The sequence below is a fragment of the Massilia terrae genome (assembly GCF_024753145.1).
Classification (GTDB): Bacteria; Pseudomonadota; Gammaproteobacteria; order Burkholderiales; family Burkholderiaceae_D; genus Telluria; species Telluria terrae.
In genome coordinates this window covers 302,012-321,672 of record NZ_JANUGU010000001.1, presented here as the reverse complement: position 1 = coordinate 321,672, position 19,661 = coordinate 302,012, and the positions used below count along the sequence as shown (strand labels likewise).

The following is a 19,661-nucleotide window of genomic DNA, read 5'->3' as shown; positions in this document are numbered from 1 at the left end:
TGACGAGAACGAGACCTCGGTATTTATCCAACCCAGCAGTTCATTGATTGTACGTGGCGCAAATACGCCCCCCGTTATCCTCGAAATCAAACAGCGGCTCTGGTGGTGCGTTTTCCACTGAGGCTCCGTGCATGGTTTGTTTCCATATCTAGGCTACGTGAAAACACTAACGCGACGCACCGCAACCGCGCCGCAACGCGGCGGCCGCCTAGCGAGCAGCATGCCGGGTCGGAGCAGCGCGGAGGAATGCCGTGCTGGGCGTGCTGTGGCCTGGCGGGAGCCGAGCGCGTCAGCGCTGGGCTAAGACGGGCGAGCCTTTTGCGCTTTCGCGAAGCGAACGACGTGCAAAGATGGCAATGTTGACATGTCAACGTTGACGAGGGGGATCGGTGAGCAACGCAGGGGAAACGCTAGACCTGGACGGCGTCGCCGCTCTGTTCGGCGCGGAACCGGAGACGGTTGCCCAGTATGCGCGCACGGGCGAACTGCCGGGCACACGCATCGGCAAGGGGTGGATATTTCTCAGGGAGGACGCGTTGGCCTTCCTGCGCCAGCGGATCGCGCGGGACACCGCCGTTCGGCGGGCCGCGCACGCCAAGACTGATCGCGCAACGGAACAGGACGGTTCGCCAGCCAAGCAAAAGCCCGTCGGAGTTTTGCTCGATCACCGGCCGCGTCGGCGACGCACCGAACTTCCAGCGCTGCCCGCGATAACTTCACACACGACGTCACCATAACTGCGACGCGAGGTCGCTGCCGCGCAAGCTCGCGTAGCGCTTTAGCTGACGCGGATCCTTGTGCCCCGTGATCTTCGCGATTTCGGTGTCGCGTAACGTCGTCCGCTGGAACAGCCTGCACGTCGCCTCGTGCCGTAGGTCGTGGAAGCGAAAGTCCGCCACGCCGGCAGCCTCGAAGATTTGGGCGTAGGCCCGCGACAGGTCGCGCGTGACCTGGTCGAGAATAGCCTCGTTCCTGTCGCCGCACCAGAACGGGAACAATCGCCCTTCCCGCGCCGCGATCGCCGCTTTCTGCGACTCGATATAATCTGCCAGCAATCCGACTGTCGGACTCGGCAACGGCACTTGGCGTCTGTCGCCATTCTTTGTTCGGTCTAGGTGGATGGTCCGTTGCGCGAGGATGACCTGGCCAATGTCTAGCGTGTAACACTCGCGCATGCGCATCGCGGTATCGCGAGCGAGTTCAAAGAACACACGTTCGTCGAGCGTATCGCCAAGCCGCGATAGGATCCGCGCTTCTTCATCCGGAAATAGCCGGCGGTCACGCTCCTCGTCGACGCGAACCTCCAGCCCGCTCTTGGAGAGCGCTTCGGCATCAGCGTCCGTGTAGGTCGCAAACCCGCGCTTCAGGAGGCGTAGTGGATTCTGCGCCATGATCTCGGGATGCTTGCGCAGCATCCAGTCAAAGCAACGCGCTAGTGCACCGTGGCGGTGCCGGATCGTCGACGGCGCCAATCGCTGGACCCGTTTCATCTCAACGATCCACGCCTCTGCCCATTCGTAGTTGAGCGCCGAGGTCGCCAGCGTCGCCACGCCAGGCAGGGCGGTGTCGAGCAGTTTTTGGTCGGACAGTGGGACGGGGTTGTGCTTCAAGTATTCGAGCACACAGCGCCGCACCGTCCAGATCTCCTGTTTCGGGCTGGCGCGCTCGAGCAGCGCCTGCGGCACGATGCCTTGTGCCAACAGGCCCTCGAGCTGATGCATGTACGCTTCGGCCGCGTAGCGCGTGTCGAAGGTGGCCCACAAATCCTTCGGCAGGAGCTTGTGGGTCACGCGGATCTGGAAGCCATACGGCCGCGTGTAAAGCGTTCCCATGATGCGTTCATCATAGGCCGTGACGGCGGCGTGTCAACGGCGCACGTCAACGGCCCGCGGCAAATTGGCCGTATCAGGGTGAGGTGCACCTCAATTTTCGTGAGGTGGAGAACCCAAAATGAAACGGGCCCCAAAGGGGCCCGTCATAGGGAGAATCTGGAGGCGAGGACGGGAATCGAACCCGTCTAGACGGCTTTGCAGGCCGCTGCATAACCTCTTTGCTACCTCGCCAGATTTGATCGTAACGCTTGTCGACAAACCCGACTGTGGGCTATATCAACAAAAAGGGAAGCCAGGCTTCCCTCGTATATTCTGGAGCGGGAGAAGAGTCTCGAACTCTCGACCTCAACCTTGGCAAGGTTGCGCTCTACCAACTGAGCTACTCCCGCATGGAGCCAAATTGTCATACTACTCCAGCAAGAAGCTGGAGCGGGAGAAGAGTCTCGAACTCTCGACCTCAACCTTGGCAAGGTTGCGCTCTACCAACTGAGCTACTCCCGCACTACAGAACAGCAATTATCGCAGAAAATCCTGCCCTCTGTGATAACCGTTTTGAACCGAACACTTTGCAAGTTTTGGAGCGGGAGAAGAGTCTCGAACTCTCGACCTCAACCTTGGCAAGGTTGCGCTCTACCAACTGAGCTACTCCCGCTTCGTCTTGCTGCTGTGCTGCATCGTTCGCAACAGGCAGGCATTATAGAGGTTCTATGCTCACTGTCAAGGATGACCCAAAACAATTCTTACATGACACCGGACTTTTCTTTCATTAAAGGCCAGGCGCGGCGCAGGTAATAGAACATCGACCACACCGTCAGCACGCCCGCGAACCACAGCAGCGGGCCGCCCAGCAGCGAGGTGTCGATCATGCCGAACAGGGTGCCGTCGAACAGCAGCAAGGGGATGGCGACCATCTGGGCGGCCGTCTTGATCTTGCCGAGCGAGCTGACGGCGACCGACTTGCGCGCGCCGATTTCGGCCATCCATTCGCGCAGCGCGGAGATGGTGATTTCGCGGCCGATGATGATGAAGGCCAGCACGGCGTTCACGCGGCCCAGCCAGACCAGCACCAGCAAGGCGCCGGCCACCATCAGCTTGTCCGCCACGGGGTCGAGGAAGGCGCCGAAGGCGGTTGATTCGTTCCAGCGCCGCGCGAGGTAGCCGTCGAACCAGTCGGTGATGGCGGCGATGATGAAGACCAGGGTCGCGAACAGGTCCGCGTGCGGGCGCCAGTTCAGCGGCAGGTAGTACACCCCGACCACCAGTGGAATGAGTGCGACGCGTAACCAGGTCAGGAGGATCGGGATGTTGAAGGGCATAGGAAGCTGCGATAACTGTGGGGGTTTTGCGGCGATAGTCTACCTTGCTATTGCCTTTTAAACCAGTTGGGCTGATGGTGCGGCTGTACGTACTGCGGGCGTAAAATCGAACGTCGTTCCCGCGGAAGCGGGAACCCCCATTTCCCGTGCGTGCCGCTTCGGTGAGCGCTCTGGCCCGCGCACAAAATGGGGTCCCCGCTTTCGCGAGGACGACGTTCTCTTTTTTCAGTGCAGCTGGCGGTAGATTTCTTCGGCCAGGGTGCTGCTGATGCCTTCGACGGTCATCAGGTCTTCGACGCTGGCATTCATCACGCCGCGCAGGCCGCCGAAGCGGGCCAGCAGCTTCTGGCGGCGCTTGGCGCCGATGCCTTCGATTTCTTCCAGCCGCGAGGCCTGCCGCGCCTTGGCGCGCTTGGCGCGCATGCCGGTGATGGCGAAACGGTGCGCCTCGTCGCGGATCAGCGCCACCAGCATCAGCGCGGCCGATTCCTTGCCCAGCTCCTGCGGCGGGCGGCCGTCGGCGAAGATCAACGTCTCCAGGCCCACGCGCCTGCCCTCGCCTTTCGCCACGCCGACGATCAGGCTGATCGACAGCCCCAGCTCCTCGAATACCTGGCGCGCCATCTCGACCTGGCCCTTGCCGCCGTCGACCAGCACCACGTCCGGCATCACGCCATCGCCATTGGCTACCTTCTCGTAGCGGCGCGTGAGCACCTGGCGCATCGCGGCGTAGTCGTCGCCCGGCGTGATGCCGTTGATGTTGAAGCGGCGGTACTCGCTGTTCTGCATTTCGTGATGGTGGAACACCACGCACGATGCCTGCGTCGCCTCGCCCGCCGTGTGGCTGATGTCGAAGCATTCGATGCGGATGCTGTCCAGCTCCTCGCTGTCCAGGCCCAGCACCTCGGCCAGCGCGCGCGTGCGCGACTGCTGGGAGCCCTGCTCCGACAGGAGCCGCGCCAGCGCGATCTCGGCGCCCTTCTGCGCCAGCTCCAGCCATTGCCGGCGCTGCCCCTGCGGCTGGAAGATCAGGTTGATGCGGTGGCCGCACTGCTCGGTCAGCGCCATGATCAGCTCGGGCTGGTCGAACTCGATGTTGAGGATCAGGGTGCCGGGGATGAATTTGTCCGCGTAGTGCTGGGCCATGAAGGCCGCCAGCACCTCGACCTCGATCGGCGCTTCGCCCAGCGCTTCGCCCACGTGCTGCGGGAAGTAGGCGCGGTCGCCCAGGTGCCTGCCGCCGCGCACCATGGCCAGGTTGACGCAGGCGCGCCCGCCCTGCACCACCACGGCGATGACGTCGACGTCGGCGTCGCCGGTGGTCTCCATCGATTGCTGGTGCAGCACCTTGGACAGCGACTGGATCTGGTTGCGCACGCTGGCGGCCTGCTCGAACTTGAGCTCCGCCGCGTAGGCGTGCATCTTGTGTTCGAGGTCTTCCATCACCTCGCCCTGGCGCCCGCGCAGGAATTTGGCGGCGTTGTCGACGTCGAGCTTGTATTCCTCGACCGCGATCGCGCCCACGCAGGGCGCGCTGCAGCGGCCGATCTGGTGCAGCAGGCAGGGGCGCGTGCGGTTCGAGTACACGCTGTCCTCGCAGGTACGGATCATGAAGACCTTCTGCAGGATCTGCATCGACTCCTTCACCGCCCAAGCGCTGGGGAACGGGCCGAAGTACTGGTTCTTCTTGTCCAGCGCGCCGCGGTAGTAGGCCATGCGCGGCACGTCGCCGCCGCTGATCTTCAGGTAGGGATAGGACTTGTCGTCCCTGAACAGGATGTTGTAGCGCGGCTTGAGCGTCTTGATCAGGTTATTCTCAAGGATCAGCGCTTCCGCTTCGCTGTTGGTCACCGTGGTCTCCAGCCGCGCGATCTTCTCGACCATCATCGCGATGCGGGGGCTGGACAGGTTCTTCTGGAAGTAGCTGGAGACGCGCTGCTTCAGCTTGCGCGCCTTGCCGACGTAGAGCACCGCGTCGTTGGCGTCGAAATAGCGGTACACGCCCGGCAGTTCGGGCAGTTTGGCGACCGTCGCCAGCACCTGCGCACGGGCGTCGGGCTGCGCGTCCGGGCTCTCCACTTCCGTCACTTCACTCATTTACTTCTCTCGTTGCTGCCTTCCGGCTCCTGGGTCACGATCACGAAGGCGACGCCGTAGTCTGCTTCGTCGCTGATCGTGACCTGGGCACTGAGTCTGTTCGCGCGCATGAATTCTTCCAGCGCGCCGCTGCACACGATCACCGGCTTGCCGCTCGGCGCGTTGAGCATCTGCGCGCTGCGCCAGGTCATCGGCATGCGCATGCCGAGGCCGACGGCTTTCGAGAACGCTTCTTTGGCCGAGAAGCGCGTGGCCAGGAAGCGCAGCCCGCGCAGCTCGTTCTTGGCCTTGCGGGCGTGGTATTTGGCCAGTTCCTGGGGACCGAGGATCTTTTCCGCGAAGCGTTCGCCGCTGCGATCGAGCGCAGCCTGCACGCGCGAGATCTGGACGATGTCGGTGCCGATCCCGTAGATCATCACTCGCCCAGCGAGACGCCCAGCCGCGCGTCGACCATGATCGACTTCATCTCGCGCACCGCGTGCTCCCAGCCGACGAACAGTGCGTGCGCGACGATCGCGTGGCCGATGTTGAGCTCCTGGATCTCCGGGATCGCGGCGATCGGCTGCACGTTCGTGTAGTGCAGGCCGTGGCCGGCATTGACGCGCAGGCCACGGCGCACGCCGGCGCGCACGCCCTGCTTGATGCGTTCCAGTTCGGCCGCGATCTCCACCTCGTCGTCCGCTTCCGCGTAACGGCCGGTGTGCAGCTCGATCACCGGCGCCCCGACCGCCGCCGCGGCTTCGATCTGGGCTTCGTCGGCATCGATGAACAGCGACACGCGGATGCCCTCGCCGGCCAGCTGCTTGATCGCCGTTTCGACCTGGCTGTAGTAGCGCACCACATCCAGGCCACCCTCGGTGGTGACTTCCTCGCGCCGCTCCGGCACCAGGCACACGTCCTGCGGCCTGACTCGGCAGGCGAAGTCGATCATCTCCTGCGTCACCGCCGCTTCCAGGTTCATGCGGGTGTGCAGCTCGGGGCGGATCGCCAGCACGTCGGCGTCCTTGATGTGGCGGCGGTCCTCGCGCAGGTGCAGCGTGATCAGGTCGGCGCCGGCCTGCTCGGCAAGCAGCGCCGCGCGCAGCGGGTCGGGATAGACGGTGCCGCGCGCGTTGCGCACGGTGGCGACGTGGTCGATGTTCACGCCCAGGTCGATGACGGAACCGGCAGGGTGCAGGAAGCTCATGGTGTTCTTATAACTGCATTAGGTCGATCAAAATCTGGCGCGTGTTCAGCGGCGCGCCGCCCAGGTGATACGCTAGCAGAAAGCGCATCAGTTGTTTGCTCTGCGCCTGCGTGACGGGGTCGGCGTAGTCGCCGCGCTCCATGTCGAGCAGGGTGCGGCCGGAGACGACCGGCCAGCTATCGTCCATGCGCAGTTCGCGCGGGCCCTTTTCCGGGTCCACGACATAGTCTTCTTCCGGCACCACCGGCTGGCGCGTGGTCGTGGACCGGCCAAGCTCGGCAGCCACGCCTGTTTCCTTAAGTAAGGCACGTTCGAACTTTCGCAAGACGATTTGTGCGGGTTCGCCGTGCGCCAGCTCGTTCAGTGTAGCAACGTATTTGTCGAACAGCACGGGATGGGGGTCGTCGCGGGCCAGCAGCTTGACCAGGAGTTCGTTCAGGTAGAAGCCGCACAGCAAGGCCGTCTTTTCGATTGGCAACATGCCGCCGACCCATTCGGCGTCGATCAGGGTGCGCAGCTCGGATTTGCCGCTCCAGCCGGTCGAGAGCGGCTGGAAGGTCTGCAGCACGCCGCGCAGCTTCGACAGGGGCCGCTTGGCGCCCTTGGCTACGACTGCCACCCGGCCATGGTCGCGGGTAAACAGATCGATGATGAGGCTGGTTTCCTTGTAGGGATAGCTGTGCAGCACGAAGGCCGGCTGGCCGGTGACCCGGTGGTCCCGACCGCTGCTGGCACGGCCGCGCCGCGGCGCCGGCGCGGGGCTGTCCTGCGCGGGAGCGTGGAGGTCGGCGTCGAGGATGGACATGCCCGGTGGCGGCTGCCTTTCGCGCTTACTCGTATCCGTAGGCGCGCAGGCCCGCTTCGTTGTCGGCCCAGCCGGACTTGACCTTGACCCAGATTTCCAGGTAGACCGGGCCGCCGAACAGCTTCTCCATGTCCAGACGCGCAGCGGTGGAGATTTCCTTCAGGCGCGCGCCCTTGGCGCCGATGATCATGGCCTTGTGGCTGTCGCGCTCGACGAGGATGGCGGCGAACACGCGGCGCAGGTTGCCTTCCTGCTCGAATTTTTCGACCAGCACGGTGCTGGTGTAGGGCAGCTCGTCGCCGCTGTTGCGGAACACCTTTTCGCGGACGATCTCGGCGGCGAGGAATTTCTCGCTGCGGTCGGTGATGTCGTCCGGCCCGAAGATCGGTTCGTTGCGCGGCAGCCAGTTGCGAATTTCCTTTTCCAGCGAATCGACCTGGAAGCGCATCTTGGCCGAGACCGGCACCACGGCGGCGAAGGGATGCAGCGCCGCCACTTTCTGCGCGAAAGGCATCAGCTGGGCCTTGTCCTTCATGCGGTCGGCCTTGTTGATGACGAGAATGGCCGGCACGTTCTTCGGCAGCAGGTCCATCACTTGCTGGTCGGCGGCGCCGAACACGCCGGCCTCGACGATGAACAGCACCACGTCGGCCGCCGTCAGCGTGTTCGACACGGTCTTGTTCAGCGTCTTGTTGAGCGCGTTGGCGTGGCGGGTCTGGAAGCCCGGCGTGTCGACGTAGATGAACTGGGCGTCTTCGCTGGTCTGGATGCCGGTGATGCGGTGGCGCGTGGTCTGGGCCTTGCGCGAGGTGATCGACACCTTGGCGCCGATCAGCACGTTCATCAAGGTCGACTTGCCGACGTTGGGGCGGCCGACGATCGCGATGTAACCGCAGCGAAAATCCGGATTGGTGGTACTGCCGTCGTTCATGCTGACTTGCTTCCTGCTTGTTTCTGCGCTTTCGACTCGGCGACAGGTTTGGTTTCGGGCTCGGGCGCCACGGTCTCGGGCGCCGGGGCGGCGGCGGTGTCGGCCAGCGGGGCGTCCGGCTGGATGGTCGCGATCCCGGCCAGTTTCAGCTGCGCGGCGCGCGGGCGCGCCTTGCGGGTGGCGGACGGGGTCTTGACCAGGGCCTTCTCGGCGGCTTCCAGCGCCAGCCGGGCGGCGGCCTGTTCGCCGGCGCGGCGGCTGCCGCCGCGGCCATAGACCTGGATGCCCAGCTTGGGTACCAGGCACTCGACTTCGAATTCCTGGCTGTGCGCGGCGCCGTGGGTGGCCACTACATTATAGGTCGGCAGCGAGATTTTTTTGGACTGCAGGAATTCCTGCAGCAGGGTCTTGGCGTCCTTGCCGAGGGTGCGCGGGTCGACCGTTTCCAGGATCGGGATGTAGAAGGCGCGGATCACGTCGCGCGCCGCGTTGAATCCGGAATCGAGGAAGATGGCGCCCAGCAAGGCTTCCAGGGTGTCGGCCAGGATCGAGGGACGGCGGAAACCGCCCGACTTCAACTCGCCCTCGCCCAGGCGCAGGAACTGCGACAGTTCCAGCTTCTGCGCGATTTCGTACAGCGACTGCTGCTTGACGAGGTTGGCGCGCAGGCGCGACAGGTCGCCTTCGTCAAGGGTGTTGAAACGCTCGTACAGCACGGAGGCGACCACGCAGTTGAGGATCGAGTCGCCGAGGAATTCAAGCCGTTCGTTATGCAGACTGCTGTGGCTACGGTGCGTCAGGGCTTGCTGCAGCAGGCCAGCATCCTGGAACGTGTAGCTCAGGCGTGTTTGCAATAACTGAAGATTCATCGTCAATATTATCTGCCTCGCCGCTTACTGCCCGGCGCTGGCCGCGGTTTGTGCGGCCACCGCACCGGTCTTGTCGGTGGTGCCCGCGTAATTGATCAACAGGCTGACGTTGCCCGCCAGCGGAATCCGTTTCTCGTAGGCGAAGCTGATCTCCTGTTCGCCATTTTCCTTGGTAATGACCAGGTCGTGGCCGTTGATCGAGTTGATGCTGTTGATTTCGGCCGCTTTATCGAAGGAACGCTGCATCTCCGCCACGCTGCCGCCCGTGGCCTTGGCCCGGGCGATACCGTCCTGCACCGCGCGATATTCCATATAGGTCGGGAACACCTTGGCAGCGAAGATGAGCAGCACGCCCAAAATCGCCAGCACGAAGATCAGTCCGGACAGCGAAAAACCGCGCTCGGCGTTGAAGAAATATTGCTTACGTCCCTGCATCTGCGAACTCCTCGAACTTAGTGGATACCGCCGATCCGCTTCAGGTTACCGAAGTTCATCCAGATCAGGATCGCTTTGCCGACGATGTTCTGGTCCGGCACGAAGCCCCAGTACCGGCTGTCAGCAGAGTTATCGCGGTTGTCCCCCATCATAAAATAATTGCCCTCCGGTACGATACAGGTAAATTTGTCGTACGAATAGTCGCAGTTTTCACGATGCGGGAAATTGTCCACGGAGCCGAGGTCGATGGTGCGCCGCCCTTCCATGGTCAGGATGCGGTGTTTCACATTCGGCAACATTTCCATGTATTGCTTGTGATAAACAGGGCGCTCGTCGTCGAGGTAGTCGTCCATCGGCTGGTACTCGACCGGCTTGCCGTTCACCGTCAAGCGCTTGTTTTCGTAGGTGATTTTATCACCCGGCACCCCGATGACGCGCTTGATGTAGTCCTGGCTCGGGTCCTTCGGGTACTTGAACACCATCACGTCGCCGCGCTGCGGGTTGCCGACTTCGATGATCTTCTTGTTCACGATCGGCAGGCGGATGCCGTAGGCGTACTTGTTCACCAGGATCAGGTCGCCCACCAGCAGGGTCGGCACCATCGACGAGGACGGGATCTTGAACGGCTCCCACAGGAAGGAGCGCAGCACGAACACCAGCGCGATCACCGGGAAGAAGCTGCCCGAGTACTCGATCCAGGTCGGCTGGCGCAGCATGGCGGCCTCGATGGCGGCGCGGTTGCCGTTGTCCAGCTTGATGCCGTCGGCGGTCGCCTTGGCGTTGCGGGCATCGTAGGCGGCCAGCGCGGCGTCGGCCGCGGCGCGGCGCTTCTTGGCCAGGTAGAACACGTCGAGGCACCAGATCACCCCGGTGACCACCATGGCCACGAACAGGATCAGGGCGAAGTTGCCGAGGATGGTTTGCAGGTTCATTTTTCTTCCACTTGGAGGATGGCCAGGAAGGCTTCTTGCGGGATCTCGACCGAGCCCACTTGTTTCATGCGCTTTTTACCAGCCTTCTGTTTCTCGAGCAGTTTCTTCTTGCGGGTGATGTCGCCGCCGTAGCACTTGGCCAGCACGTTCTTGCGCATCGCCTTCACGTTCTCGCGCGAGATGATGGTGGCGCCGATCGCGGCCTGGATGGCGACGTCGAACATCTGGCGCGGGATCAGCTCGCGCATCTTGGCCGCGACCTGGCGCCCGCGGTAGGCGGCGTTGGCGCGGTGCACGATGATGGCCAGGGCGTCGACCTTGTCGCCGTTGATCAGCATGTCGACCTTGACCACGTCGGAGGCCCGGTATTCCTTGAACTCGTAGTCCATCGAGGCATAGCCGCGCGAGGTCGACTTCAGGCGGTCGAAGAAGTCGAGCACGATCTCGGCCATCGGGATCTCGTAACGCAACTTGACCTGGCGGCCGTGGTAGCTCATGTCGATCTGCACGCCGCGCTTCGAATTACACAGCGTCATGACCGAGCCGACATATTCCTGCGGCATGTACAGGTTGACGTTGACGATCGGCTCGCGCACCTCGGCCATTTTGGACGGCTCGGGCATCTTGGACGGGTTGTCGACCTTGATCTCGGTGCCGTCGCGCATCGCGACCTCGTACACCACGGTCGGGGCCGTGGTGATCAGGTCCATGTCGAATTCGCGCTCCAGGCGTTCCTGCACGATCTCCATGTGCAGGAGGCCGAGGAAGCCGCAGCGGAAGCCGAAGCCCAGCGCCTGCGACACTTCCGGCTCGTACATCAGGGCGGCGTCGTTCAGCTTCAGCTTTTCCAGCGAATCGCGCAGCGCGTCGTACTGGTTGGCTTCGACCGGGAACAGGCCGGCGAACACCTGCGGCTGGACTTCCTTGAAGCCCGGCAGCGGTGCCGGCGCCGGCTTTTGCGCCAGGGTGATGGTGTCGCCCACCTTGGCGGCGTGCAGTTCCTTGATGCCGGCGATGACGAAGCCCACCTGGCCGGCCGCCAGTTCCGGCAGCTGCACCGAGCGCGGCGAGAAGATGCCGACCTGCTCGACCAGCTGCTGGGAGCCGGTGGCCATCAGCAGGATCTTGTCCTTCGGGCGCAGGGTGCCGTTGACCACGCGCACCAGCATGACGACGCCGACGTAGCTGTCGTACCAGGAGTCGATGATCAGGGCCTGCAGCGGTGCATCGGCGTCGCCCTTGGGCGGCGGCACTTTCGCGATCAGGGCTTCCAGCACGTCCTCCACGCCGAGGCCGGTCTTGGCCGAGCAGGTGGTGGCGTCGGACGCGTCGATGCCGATCACGTCCTCGATTTCCTTCTTGGCGTTGTCGGGATCCGCGTGCGGCAGGTCGATCTTGTTCAGGATCGGCACCACTTCCACGCCCAGGTCGAGCGCGGTGTAGCAGTTGGCCACGGTCTGGGCTTCCACGCCCTGGGAGGCGTCGACCACCAGCAGCGCGCCTTCGCAGGCCGACAGCGAGCGCGACACTTCGTAGCTGAAGTCGACGTGGCCCGGGGTATCGATCAGGTTCAGGTTATAGGTCTGGCCGTCGCGCGCCTTGTACTGCAGCGCCGCGGTCTGGGCCTTGATGGTGATGCCGCGCTCGCGCTCCAGGTCCATCGAATCGAGCACCTGCTCGTCCATTTCGCGGTCGGACAGGCCGCCGCACAGCTGGATGATGCGGTCGGCCAGCGTCGACTTGCCGTGATCGATGTGGGCGATGATGGAAAAGTTACGTATGTTCTTCATTAAAAGCTCAAAACCGAATGTGGGCGGGGCGGCTTGCTGGACCGTCGCAATACGAAAAAAGCGCTTCGTTAAGGGATTGGCAATCCCCTGGCGAGCGCCTTATCAAACGCGAGAAGCTGATGTGCTGTGGACAGAAGCTTTTCCGGACTTGGCATTTTACCGGATTTCAGGGCAGAAAGCCCGGATTACGGCTGCAGCGGAGAGGGAAAATGGCGTGAAGCCACCATTAACCTTCATCGTCGTCCCGGCGGAGGCCGGGACCCATGCTGAGTTTGCGGGGCTGCGACGCGCCATTTCGACGACGAAAACGGTCTATGGGGGATCAATGCCGGGGGCATTGATCCGCCTGCGCCGGGACGACGGCTGGTGATGCGGGGAAAATCAGGCGGGAGTGGGCTGGGTGGCTGTGCGATCGAGGTAAGCCCGGACCGCCGCCTCATCCAGGAAGTAATGACACAGCTCCGGCTCCTCCAGCCGTCCATACAGCACCGGCACCAGCTCATCGAAGCGCGCCACCAGCGCCGGGTCGGCGTCGACGTCGATCACGTCGACCTCGAACGGCGCTCCCGGCGGGGCCAGTTGCTGCAGCGCGGCCAGCATGTCCTCGCACAGGTGGCACCAGCTGCGCGAGTAGAGCGTGAACCGGGCCGTCATTCGCGCGGCTTGATCACGAGGTACTGGGTCACGGTGTCGCGCCGCACCAGCACCGCCACCGGCTTCTTCGGATCGAGCTTCGCCACGATGCCATTGAATTGCGATGCGCTATGGATCTCGGTGTTGTCGACCTGCAGGATCACGTCGCCCTGCTGCACCCCGGCCGTGGCCGCCCTGCCCTGCACCGATTCGACCAGCACGCCGGCCTCGGTCTTCAGCTCGCGCTTCTGGGCCGCCGACAGGTCGCTCACGTGCAGTCCCAGGGCATTGGTCTCGGCCGGCGCGCCTTTCTTGGGCTGGGCCTTGCCGCTGGATGCCGTCTTTTCGTCCTGCAGCTCGACGATGGTGACGCCGATATCCTGCTGCTTGCCACGACGCCATACCGTCACATTGGCCTGGCTGCCGATCTTCGATGCGCCGACCAGGCGCGGCAGGTCGGCCGTCTTCTCGATCGGCAGGCCATTGAATTTGAGGATGATGTCGCCGACCTTGATCCCGGCCTTGTCCGCCGGCCCGCCCGGTTCGACCATCGCGACCTCGGCGCCGCGGGCGCGCTCCAGGCCCAGGGCCTGCGCCACGTCGCGCGTGACTTCGCCGATCTGCACGCCCAGGCGGCCGCGGGTGACGTGGCCGGTCTTCTTGAGCTGTTCGGCCACCCGCATCGCTTCCTGGATCGGCACCGCGAAGGAAATGCCGTTGTAGGCGCCGGACAGGGTCGCGATCTGGGAGGTAATGCCGATCACTTCGCCGCGCATATTGATCAGCGGGCCGCCCGAGTTGCCGGGATTGACCGCGACATCGCTCTGGATCAGCGGCAGGTATTCGCCGGTGTCGCGCGCCTTGGCCGAGATGATGCCGGCCGTGACCGTGTTTTCGAGGTTGAACGGGGAGCCGATCGCGATCACCCATTCGCCGACCCGGATCTTGTTGGAGTCGCCGATGCGCAGGACCGGCAGGTTGGCGGCCTCGACCTTGAGCACGGCCACGTCGGAGCGCTCGTCCGAACCGAGCACCTTGGCCGTGAACTCGCGGCGGTCGGTCAGCGTGACCGTCACTTCGTCCGCGCCCTCGACCACGTGGGCATTGGTCAGCACGTAGCCGTCGGCCGAGATGATGAAGCCGGAACCGACGCCGCGCTGGACCTCCTCCGGCACCGCATTGCCGCCGCCATTGCCGCCACGGCGGCCGCGCGGCACGGCCTGGCCGAAGAAGCGGCGCAGGAATTCCTGCATCTCCGCATCGCCCTGCCCCATCTTGATCCGCTCGGTGGTGCGGATGTTCACCACCGCCGGGCCGACCTTCTCGACCAGGTCGGCGAAATCGGGCAGGCCGACGACTGGCGTGACGACGACCGGGGCCGCAGCCTGGGACGATGGAAGGAAGAACAGGCCGGCGCAGGACAGGAGCAAGGCCGACAAGGCAGTGCGTGCAGATTTGCTGGTCATGGGATCATTCATCCGCTGTTGGAGAGTTGACGCAATGGTAAGCGAAAATGCCTGCGTCTGTCGCCACCGACTGGGGGAGCGGGCGGCTCGGCTGCTCTCGGCTGGCGGCGAATGCTTCGAGACCTTCGATACAAAAAGAACGTCGTTCCCGCGCAGGCGGGAACCCCATTTTGCTCGCGCCAGCAGCCACGTTCAACGTCAGTGGCGCGCTACGAGTGGGGCTCCCGCCTGCGCGGGAAGTCGGGCTCGGCAGCGCCGGGCACGACGGTATCACTGGGGCGGGCTGGTCAGGACCGCGGCGCGACCACGACCGCCGGCACGACATCCACCTCGCCCAGCGCCTCGGCCCGTCGCCGGATTGGCATGGGTTCAGCGTCCAGGCGCGCCGCCAGCTTGCCCGCAAAGCCCGGCGACAGGTCGGCCGAGGCCCGCGCCCTCAGCACGTCGCCGATGTGGTGGTAGACATCCCAGGCCTGCTTGCCTTCAGGCGTCTGCAGGCCGGCAAAGGCCAGTTCGAGGTCGCCTGCAGACAGTTCGCCATCGCAGAGGGCGGAGATGTGCTCGCGGATTTTTTTGTTGGTATCCATCGTGTCCGTGCCGTGGGGTCAAAAATATCACTGCTGTTTCGATCGATCATCGCTACCTAGCGCCGCTTGTCAACCGGGAAGTCGAGCAGGGGCTTGAGCTTCTCGGCGATGACCTCGCGCGCCCGGAAGATGCGGCTGCGCACCGTCCCGATCGGGCAAGCCATGACTTCGGAGATTTCCTCGTAGCTTAGCCCCTCAATTTCGCGCAGGACGATTGCCGTTCGCAATTCGAGCGGCAAGGCTTCCATCGCGGCATTGACCGTGTAGGCGATCTGCTTGCTGGCCAACACCGATTCCGGCGTGTTGATGTCCCGCAGGCTGTCCGCATCGTCAAACGCTTCGGCGCGCTCGGCGTCGGCCTCGGTGGAGGTCGGGGCGCGCCGGCCCTGTGTGACGAGAAAATTTTTAGCAGTGTTGATTCCGATCCGGTACAACCACGTATAAAAAGCCGAGTCGCCGCGGAAATGGCGCAGCGCCCGGAACGCCTTGATGAAGGTTTCCTGCACCACGTCTTCCGCCTCCGCAGGGTCGTGCACCAGCCGCGACACCAGGCGCATCAGCCTGCGCTGATACTTGGCCACCAGCAGGTCGAACGCCTGCCGGTCGCCAGCCTGGACGCGCTCGACCAGCAATTGATCACACTCGCGTTCTGTCGTCACAGCCCATGGCCCCATTGGCTGCCGCGGTGCTCTCCTTACATAAGAGTTGGCCCGCTGCAATAAGTTCAAAGTATTTTTTGCATCACTGTGCAAACCCGCGGCCGGCGGCATCCCCGCTGCCCGCATCCGCCGCCCGCACCGCGACCGCCAGCGCGCGGAACTGCTGCGGTGTGACGCTGTCGCGCAGCACGGGCAGCACGGTCAGTCCGCCGTCCGGCGCACGCAGCAGCAAGAGCAGCAGCTGCGGCCACACTGTCGACCCCGGCGCCACGGTGACCGGCACGGCCGCGTCCTGCGCCCCGCCCTGCCCCACGCCTTGTTGTACCGCCAGCCGTAGCTGGCCAAGTCCAGAAATATCAATCCGGCGCGTCTTTGTGCGGCGGGCCGCGGCGTGCAGCAGGAATGCCGCTGCGACGAGGAACAATGCGCTGCACAGGGGCGCGCACTGGAAGCGCGCGCCGGGCGAAAAGGCGAGCGCGAGCCCCGCCGCAGCGTTGCACCCGCCAAAGAAAAAGACGAGCGCGCGCAGGCGGCGCGAGGGCACGACGACGGCGGACACCGCGATCGACATGGCTGGCAGCAGAAAAAAGGGGAAGTAAAAGAAGCGCCGGCCGCACGAGGCGGCCGGACGGATCAGCCCACCTCGTTAGAACGAGGCGAACGGATTAAGTTCAGACTTTTGCGAACACGAGGGTACCGTTGGTACCGCCGAAGCCGAACGAGTTCTTGACCGCGTAATCGATCTTCATTTCACGCGCGGCGTTGGCGCAGAAATCCAGATCGCATTCCGGGTCCTGGTTGAAGATATTGATGGTCGGCGGCGAAACCTGGTTGTGGATCGCCAGCACCGTGAACACCGATTCCAGGCCGCCGGCGCCACCCAGCAGGTGGCCGGTCATCGACTTGGTCGAGTTGACCACCAGTTTTTTCGCGTGCTCGCCGAAGGTGCGCTTGATGCCCTGCACTTCCGCCACGTCGCCCGCCGGGGTCGAGGTGCCGTGCGCGTTGACGTAGCTGACCTGGTCGCGGTTGATGCCGGCATAGTTCAGGGCCGACACCATGCAGCGCGAGGCGCCGCTGCCATCTTCCACCGGGGCGGTGATGTGGTTGGCGTCGGCGCTCATGCCGAAGCCGATCACCTCGGCGTAGATCTTGGCGCCACGCGCCTTGGCGTGTTCGTATTCTTCCAGCACCATCACGCCGGCGCCCTCGCCCAGCACGAAGCCGTCGCGGTCCTTGTCCCAGGGACGCGACGCCGTTGCCGGGTCATCGTTGCGGGCCGACAGTGCGCGCGCCGAGGCGAAACCGCCCAGGCCCAGCGGCGACACGGTGGACTCGGCGCCGCCGGCGATCATCATGTCGGCATCGCCGTACTCGATGAGGCGGGCCGCCGCGCCGATGCAGTGCAGGCCGGTGGTGCAGGCGGTGACGATGGCCAGGTTCGGGCCGCGCAGGCCGAACTTGATCGAGAGATCGCCCGAGATCATGTTGATGATCGAGGCCGGCACGAAGAACGGCGAGATGCGGCGCGGGCCGCGGCTGTCGTATTCTTCCTTGGTGGCTTCGATCATCGGCAAACCGCCGATGCCGGAACCGATCATCACGCCGATGCGGTCGGCGTTGGCGTCGGTGACTTCGATGCCGCAATCCTGCAGCGCCTGGATGCCTGCGGCCATGCCGAAATGGATAAAGGTATCCATGTGGCGGCCTTCCTTGCCCGGCAGGTAATCCTCGATGTTAAAGTTCTTCACCTCGCCGGCGAAACGGGTCGAAAACGCCGATGCGTCGAACTTGGTGATGTTCGCGATGCCGGACGTGCCGGCCAGCGCCGCGCTCCACGTCTCGGCAATGGTGTTGCCGATCGGGGAGACGCAGCCGAGGCCGGTCACGACGACACGACGGTTGCGTGAACTCAAGCGATTCTCCTGGAAAAACTGAAGCTTAGGCCTTGACGTGCGCCTGTGCGTACTCGATGGCTTGACGCACGGTGGTGATCTTCTCGGCTTGCTCGTCCGGGATTTCCATTTCGAATTCGTCTTCGAGTGCCATCACCAGTTCCACGGTATCGAGGGAATCAGCGCCGAGATCGTCAACGAAGGAGGAATCGATTTTGATGTCCGCTTCGGCAACGCCCAGTTGCTCAGCGACGATTTTTTTAACGCGTTGTTCGATATCCGACATGTTATGGCTCCATTTAGGTATGTGTTGCGGAAAGTGCGCGCATTTTAGCAGGTTTGCGCGGTGAAAAACTATTTTCGGCTACTGCCGCTAATTCAGCCGAATCTACAAGCAAAAAACTTCAAACAAGCTTAAAACGCGTCCATTCAATCGAATCGGACGCGCCCGGCGTCAGTTCATATACATACCGCCGTTCACGTGCAGCTCGGTGCCCGTGATGTAGGCGGCTTGCGGGCCGGCCAGGAAGGCCACGGCGTGCGCGATGTCCTCGGGGCTGCCCAGGCGGCCCAGCGGAATCTGGGTCAGCAGCGCTTCGTGCTGGCCCTCGCCCAGTGCCTTGGTCATGTCGGTATCGATGAAGCCGGGGGCGACGCAGTTGACCGTGATGTTGCGGCTGCCGATCTCGCGCGCCAGCGCGCGGCTCATGCCGGCCACGCCGGCCTTGGCTGCCGCGTAATTCATCTGGCCCGGATTGCCGGCCGCGCCGACCACCGAAGTGATATTAATGATACGCCCATGTTTCGCTTTCATCATCCCGCGCAGTACGGCGCGCGACAGGCGGCCGACGGCGGTGAGGTTCGTGGCGATGACGCTGTCCCACTCCTCGTCCTTCATGCGCATGGCCAACTGGTCCTGGGTAATGCCGGCGTTGTTGACCAGGATGGTGATGGCGCCGATGTTCTTGGCGATGTCATCCGTCACGGCGGCGCACTGTTCGGCGTTGGTCACGTTCAGGACCATGCCCTTGCCGCCGACTTCGGCCAGGTAGGCGCCGATCGCCTCCGCGCCCGCTGCGGTGGTGGCCGTGCCGACCACCGTGGCGCCCTGTTTGGCGAGTTCCAGCGCGATGGCCTTGCCGATGCCGCGCGAGGCGCCGGTGACGAGAGCGACTTGGTTTTGCAGATTCATTGTGTCCTCTTTAAACGACGTGAACGATACTACGGCGGGCCATCAGGCCTGCTTGAGCGCACTCAAGACGCGCTCCAGCGATTCCTGGTCGACCAGCGCCTCGCCCACCAGCACCGGATCGATGCGCTTGGCCATGCCGATCAGGGTCTTGGACGGCGCGCACTCGATCACCTGGGTGACGCCGGCAGCCGCCATCGCCTGCATGGTCTCGACCCAGCGCACCGGGCCGGCAGCCTGGCGCACCAGCGCGTCCTTGATCAGTTCCGGATCCTTGTTGACGGCGACGTCGACGTTGTTGATGACGTCCACTTGCGGCGTATTGAACGCCAGCTTGGCCATGTAGTCGCGCAGGCGGTCCGAGGCGGGTTTCAGCAGCGAGGAGTGGAACGGCGCCGACACCGCCAGCTTCATGGCGCGCTTGGCGCCCTTGGCCTTGGCCAGTTCGCAGGCCTTGTCGACGGCGCCGTTGTGGCCGGCGATGACGATCTGGGTCGGCTCGTTGAAGTTGACGGCCTCGACCACTTCGCCCGGCACGGCGGCCTGGGCTTCGGCGCAGACGGCGCGCACGTCGTCGGCGGACAGGCCCAGCACGACGGCCATGCCGCCCTGCCCGACCGGCACTGCGTCCTGCATCGACTGGGCGCGGAAGCGCACCAGCGGCACCGCGTCCTTGAACGGGATCACGCCGGCCGCGACCAGGGCCGAATATTCGCCCAGGCTATGGCCGGCCATCACGGCCGGGGTCTTGCCGCCGGCCGCGATCCAGGCGCGGTACACGGCCACCGCCGCGGTCAGCATCACCGGCTGGGTGTTGGTGGTCAGGTCCAGGCTTTCCTTGGGGCCTACGGCGATCAGGCGGCCGAGGTCCATGCCCAGCGCGTCGGAGGCTTCGGCCACGGTGTCGGCGACCACCTGGTTGCCGGCGAAGCCGTTCAGCATGCCGACGGCCTGGGCGCCCTGGCCAGTAAAGAGGAATGCGAATTTGCTCATGGTCTGTGTTCCAATCTTCTTGTTATCAGGGGTCAGGCGGGCGCGG

22 protein-coding genes and 4 tRNA genes are annotated in these 19,661 nt (G+C 64.0%); 2 read left to right on the top strand and 24 right to left on the bottom strand.

Going from position 1 to position 19,661, the window contains the following annotated elements; all coding sequences use genetic code 11:
• Positions 1 to 389: 389 nt before the first annotated feature.
• Positions 390 to 737 carry a helix-turn-helix domain-containing protein gene (locus NX778_RS01600; RefSeq protein ID WP_258809933.1) on the top strand — a complete coding sequence of 116 codons (348 nt, stop codon included), beginning with the start codon at positions 390 to 392 and terminating at the stop codon, positions 735 to 737.
• Here NX778_RS01600 and NX778_RS01595 read toward each other — a convergent pair.
• From NX778_RS01595 to lepA, 15 genes are all read right to left on the bottom strand, one after another.
• Positions 729 to 1,832 carry a site-specific integrase gene (locus NX778_RS01595; RefSeq protein ID WP_258809932.1) on the bottom strand — a complete coding sequence of 368 codons (1,104 nt, stop codon included), beginning with the start codon at positions 1,830 to 1,832 and terminating at the stop codon, positions 729 to 731. The two genes, NX778_RS01600 and NX778_RS01595, sit on opposite strands and share 9 nt — an antisense overlap.
• Before the next feature lie 157 nt (positions 1,833 to 1,989).
• Positions 1,990 to 2,063, bottom strand: a tRNA-Cys gene (locus tag NX778_RS01590).
• Between the two features lie 82 nt (positions 2,064 to 2,145).
• Positions 2,146 to 2,221 (bottom strand) — tRNA-Gly (locus tag NX778_RS01585).
• Between the two features lie 36 nt (positions 2,222 to 2,257).
• Positions 2,258 to 2,333: transfer RNA gene (locus NX778_RS01580), tRNA-Gly, on the bottom strand.
• A 75-nt stretch (positions 2,334 to 2,408) separates the two neighbouring features.
• Positions 2,409 to 2,484 (bottom strand) — tRNA-Gly (locus NX778_RS01575).
• 88 nt (positions 2,485 to 2,572) lie between these two features.
• Entirely contained in the window at positions 2,573 to 3,148 is a 576-nt protein-coding gene (gene pgsA, locus NX778_RS01570; protein ID WP_258809931.1) for a CDP-diacylglycerol--glycerol-3-phosphate 3-phosphatidyltransferase, read from the bottom strand.
• 225 nt (positions 3,149 to 3,373) lie between these two features.
• The gene (uvrC, locus tag NX778_RS01565) at positions 3,374 to 5,245 is read right to left on the bottom strand and encodes an excinuclease ABC subunit UvrC (protein WP_258809930.1); all 1,872 of its coding nucleotides are present in this window, start codon (positions 5,243 to 5,245) and stop codon (positions 3,374 to 3,376) included.
• Entirely contained in the window at positions 5,242 to 5,661 is a 420-nt protein-coding gene (acpS, locus tag NX778_RS01560) for a holo-ACP synthase (RefSeq protein ID WP_258809929.1), read from the bottom strand. Before acpS ends, uvrC begins: the two co-directional genes overlap by 4 nt.
• A complete protein-coding gene (gene pdxJ / locus NX778_RS01555; protein WP_258809928.1) occupies positions 5,661 to 6,431 on the bottom strand; it encodes a pyridoxine 5'-phosphate synthase in 771 nt (256 codons plus the stop codon). Before pdxJ ends, acpS begins: the two co-directional genes overlap by 1 nt.
• A gap of 7 nt (positions 6,432 to 6,438) precedes the next feature.
• Entirely contained in the window at positions 6,439 to 7,236 is a 798-nt protein-coding gene (gene recO / locus NX778_RS01550) for a DNA repair protein RecO (protein WP_258809927.1), read from the bottom strand.
• 25 nt (positions 7,237 to 7,261) lie between these two features.
• Positions 7,262 to 8,167, bottom strand: coding sequence for a GTPase Era (gene era, locus NX778_RS01545; RefSeq protein ID WP_258809926.1), 906 nt, complete (start codon positions 8,165 to 8,167; stop codon positions 7,262 to 7,264).
• Positions 8,164 to 9,036: a ribonuclease III gene (gene rnc / locus NX778_RS01540; RefSeq protein WP_258809925.1), complete on the bottom strand. Its 873-nt coding sequence runs from the start codon at positions 9,034 to 9,036 to the stop codon at positions 8,164 to 8,166. The genes era and rnc overlap by 4 nt, the downstream gene beginning before the upstream one ends.
• Before the next feature lie 24 nt (positions 9,037 to 9,060).
• Positions 9,061 to 9,471: a DUF4845 domain-containing protein gene (locus NX778_RS01535; protein WP_258809924.1), complete on the bottom strand. Its 411-nt coding sequence runs from the start codon at positions 9,469 to 9,471 to the stop codon at positions 9,061 to 9,063.
• Between the two features lie 17 nt (positions 9,472 to 9,488).
• Entirely contained in the window at positions 9,489 to 10,403 is a 915-nt protein-coding gene (lepB, locus tag NX778_RS01530; protein WP_258809923.1) for a signal peptidase I, read from the bottom strand.
• Positions 10,400 to 12,193: a translation elongation factor 4 gene (gene lepA, locus NX778_RS01525; protein ID WP_258809922.1), complete on the bottom strand. Its 1,794-nt coding sequence runs from the start codon at positions 12,191 to 12,193 to the stop codon at positions 10,400 to 10,402. The genes lepB and lepA overlap by 4 nt, the downstream gene beginning before the upstream one ends.
• Between lepA and NX778_RS01520 the strand changes: the two genes are divergently transcribed.
• Positions 12,183 to 12,563, top strand: a complete 381-nt coding sequence (locus NX778_RS01520; RefSeq protein ID WP_258809921.1) for a hypothetical protein — start codon at positions 12,183 to 12,185, stop codon at positions 12,561 to 12,563. The two genes, lepA and NX778_RS01520, sit on opposite strands and share 11 nt — an antisense overlap.
• A gap of 11 nt (positions 12,564 to 12,574) precedes the next feature.
• On the opposite strand, the gene NX778_RS01515 is transcribed toward NX778_RS01520, so the two are convergent.
• The 9 genes from NX778_RS01515 to fabD form a co-directional block, all read right to left on the bottom strand.
• The gene (locus tag NX778_RS01515) at positions 12,575 to 12,847 is read right to left on the bottom strand and encodes a glutaredoxin family protein (protein ID WP_258809920.1); all 273 of its coding nucleotides are present in this window, start codon (positions 12,845 to 12,847) and stop codon (positions 12,575 to 12,577) included.
• The gene (locus tag NX778_RS01510) at positions 12,844 to 14,292 is read right to left on the bottom strand and encodes a DegQ family serine endoprotease (protein WP_258809919.1); all 1,449 of its coding nucleotides are present in this window, start codon (positions 14,290 to 14,292) and stop codon (positions 12,844 to 12,846) included. The genes NX778_RS01515 and NX778_RS01510 overlap by 4 nt, the downstream gene beginning before the upstream one ends.
• Before the next feature lie 287 nt (positions 14,293 to 14,579).
• The gene (locus NX778_RS01505) at positions 14,580 to 14,879 is read right to left on the bottom strand and encodes a sigma-E factor negative regulatory protein (RefSeq protein WP_258809918.1); all 300 of its coding nucleotides are present in this window, start codon (positions 14,877 to 14,879) and stop codon (positions 14,580 to 14,582) included.
• A gap of 56 nt (positions 14,880 to 14,935) precedes the next feature.
• The gene (gene rpoE / locus NX778_RS01500; RefSeq protein WP_258809917.1) at positions 14,936 to 15,538 is read right to left on the bottom strand and encodes an RNA polymerase sigma factor RpoE; all 603 of its coding nucleotides are present in this window, start codon (positions 15,536 to 15,538) and stop codon (positions 14,936 to 14,938) included.
• 82 nt (positions 15,539 to 15,620) lie between these two features.
• On the bottom strand, positions 15,621 to 16,109 hold the full coding sequence (locus NX778_RS01495) for a protein YgfX (protein ID WP_258809916.1): 489 nt from the start codon (positions 16,107 to 16,109) through the stop codon (positions 15,621 to 15,623).
• 100 nt (positions 16,110 to 16,209) lie between these two features.
• A complete protein-coding gene (gene fabF, locus NX778_RS01490; protein WP_258809915.1) occupies positions 16,210 to 17,454 on the bottom strand; it encodes a beta-ketoacyl-ACP synthase II in 1,245 nt (414 codons plus the stop codon).
• Positions 17,455 to 17,479: 25 nt separating this feature from the next.
• Positions 17,480 to 17,719 carry an acyl carrier protein gene (acpP, locus tag NX778_RS01485; RefSeq protein ID WP_036168404.1) on the bottom strand — a complete coding sequence of 80 codons (240 nt, stop codon included), beginning with the start codon at positions 17,717 to 17,719 and terminating at the stop codon, positions 17,480 to 17,482.
• A gap of 168 nt (positions 17,720 to 17,887) precedes the next feature.
• On the bottom strand, positions 17,888 to 18,625 hold the full coding sequence (fabG, locus tag NX778_RS01480) for a 3-oxoacyl-ACP reductase FabG (protein WP_258809914.1): 738 nt from the start codon (positions 18,623 to 18,625) through the stop codon (positions 17,888 to 17,890).
• A 42-nt stretch (positions 18,626 to 18,667) separates the two neighbouring features.
• Positions 18,668 to 19,615: an ACP S-malonyltransferase gene (gene fabD, locus NX778_RS01475; protein WP_258809913.1), complete on the bottom strand. Its 948-nt coding sequence runs from the start codon at positions 19,613 to 19,615 to the stop codon at positions 18,668 to 18,670.
• Between the last annotated feature and the right edge of the window lie 46 nt (positions 19,616 to 19,661).

Coding starts and splice junctions, on each gene's coding strand:
- NX778_RS01595 (WP_258809932.1), bottom strand. CDS start 1,832: ATGGGAACGCTTTACACGCGGCCGTATGGCTTCCAGATCCGCGTGACC.
- pgsA (WP_258809931.1), bottom strand. CDS start 3,148: ATGCCCTTCAACATCCCGATCCTCCTGACCTGGTTACGCGTCGCACTC.
- uvrC (WP_258809930.1), bottom strand. CDS start 5,245: ATGAGTGAAGTGACGGAAGTGGAGAGCCCGGACGCGCAGCCCGACGCC.
- acpS (WP_258809929.1), bottom strand. CDS start 5,661: ATGATCTACGGGATCGGCACCGACATCGTCCAGATCTCGCGCGTGCAG.
- pdxJ (WP_258809928.1), bottom strand. CDS start 6,431: ATGAGCTTCCTGCACCCTGCCGGTTCCGTCATCGACCTGGGCGTGAAC.
- recO (WP_258809927.1), bottom strand. CDS start 7,236: ATGTCCATCCTCGACGCCGACCTCCACGCTCCCGCGCAGGACAGCCCC.
- era (WP_258809926.1), bottom strand. CDS start 8,167: ATGAACGACGGCAGTACCACCAATCCGGATTTTCGCTGCGGTTACATC.
- rnc (WP_258809925.1), bottom strand. CDS start 9,036: ATGAATCTTCAGTTATTGCAAACACGCCTGAGCTACACGTTCCAGGAT.
- NX778_RS01535 (WP_258809924.1), bottom strand. CDS start 9,471: ATGCAGGGACGTAAGCAATATTTCTTCAACGCCGAGCGCGGTTTTTCG.
- lepB (WP_258809923.1), bottom strand. CDS start 10,403: ATGAACCTGCAAACCATCCTCGGCAACTTCGCCCTGATCCTGTTCGTG.
- NX778_RS01520 (WP_258809921.1), top strand. CDS start 12,183: ATGTTCTTCATTAAAAGCTCAAAACCGAATGTGGGCGGGGCGGCTTGC.
- lepA (WP_258809922.1), bottom strand. CDS start 12,193: ATGAAGAACATACGTAACTTTTCCATCATCGCCCACATCGATCACGGC.
- NX778_RS01515 (WP_258809920.1), bottom strand. CDS start 12,847: ATGACGGCCCGGTTCACGCTCTACTCGCGCAGCTGGTGCCACCTGTGC.
- NX778_RS01510 (WP_258809919.1), bottom strand. CDS start 14,292: ATGACCAGCAAATCTGCACGCACTGCCTTGTCGGCCTTGCTCCTGTCC.
- NX778_RS01505 (WP_258809918.1), bottom strand. CDS start 14,879: ATGGATACCAACAAAAAAATCCGCGAGCACATCTCCGCCCTCTGCGAT.
- NX778_RS01495 (WP_258809916.1), bottom strand. CDS start 16,109: ATGTCGATCGCGGTGTCCGCCGTCGTCGTGCCCTCGCGCCGCCTGCGC.
- acpP (WP_036168404.1), bottom strand. CDS start 17,719: ATGTCGGATATCGAACAACGCGTTAAAAAAATCGTCGCTGAGCAACTG.
- fabG (WP_258809914.1), bottom strand. CDS start 18,625: ATGAATCTGCAAAACCAAGTCGCTCTCGTCACCGGCGCCTCGCGCGGC.
- fabD (WP_258809913.1), bottom strand. CDS start 19,615: ATGAGCAAATTCGCATTCCTCTTTACTGGCCAGGGCGCCCAGGCCGTC.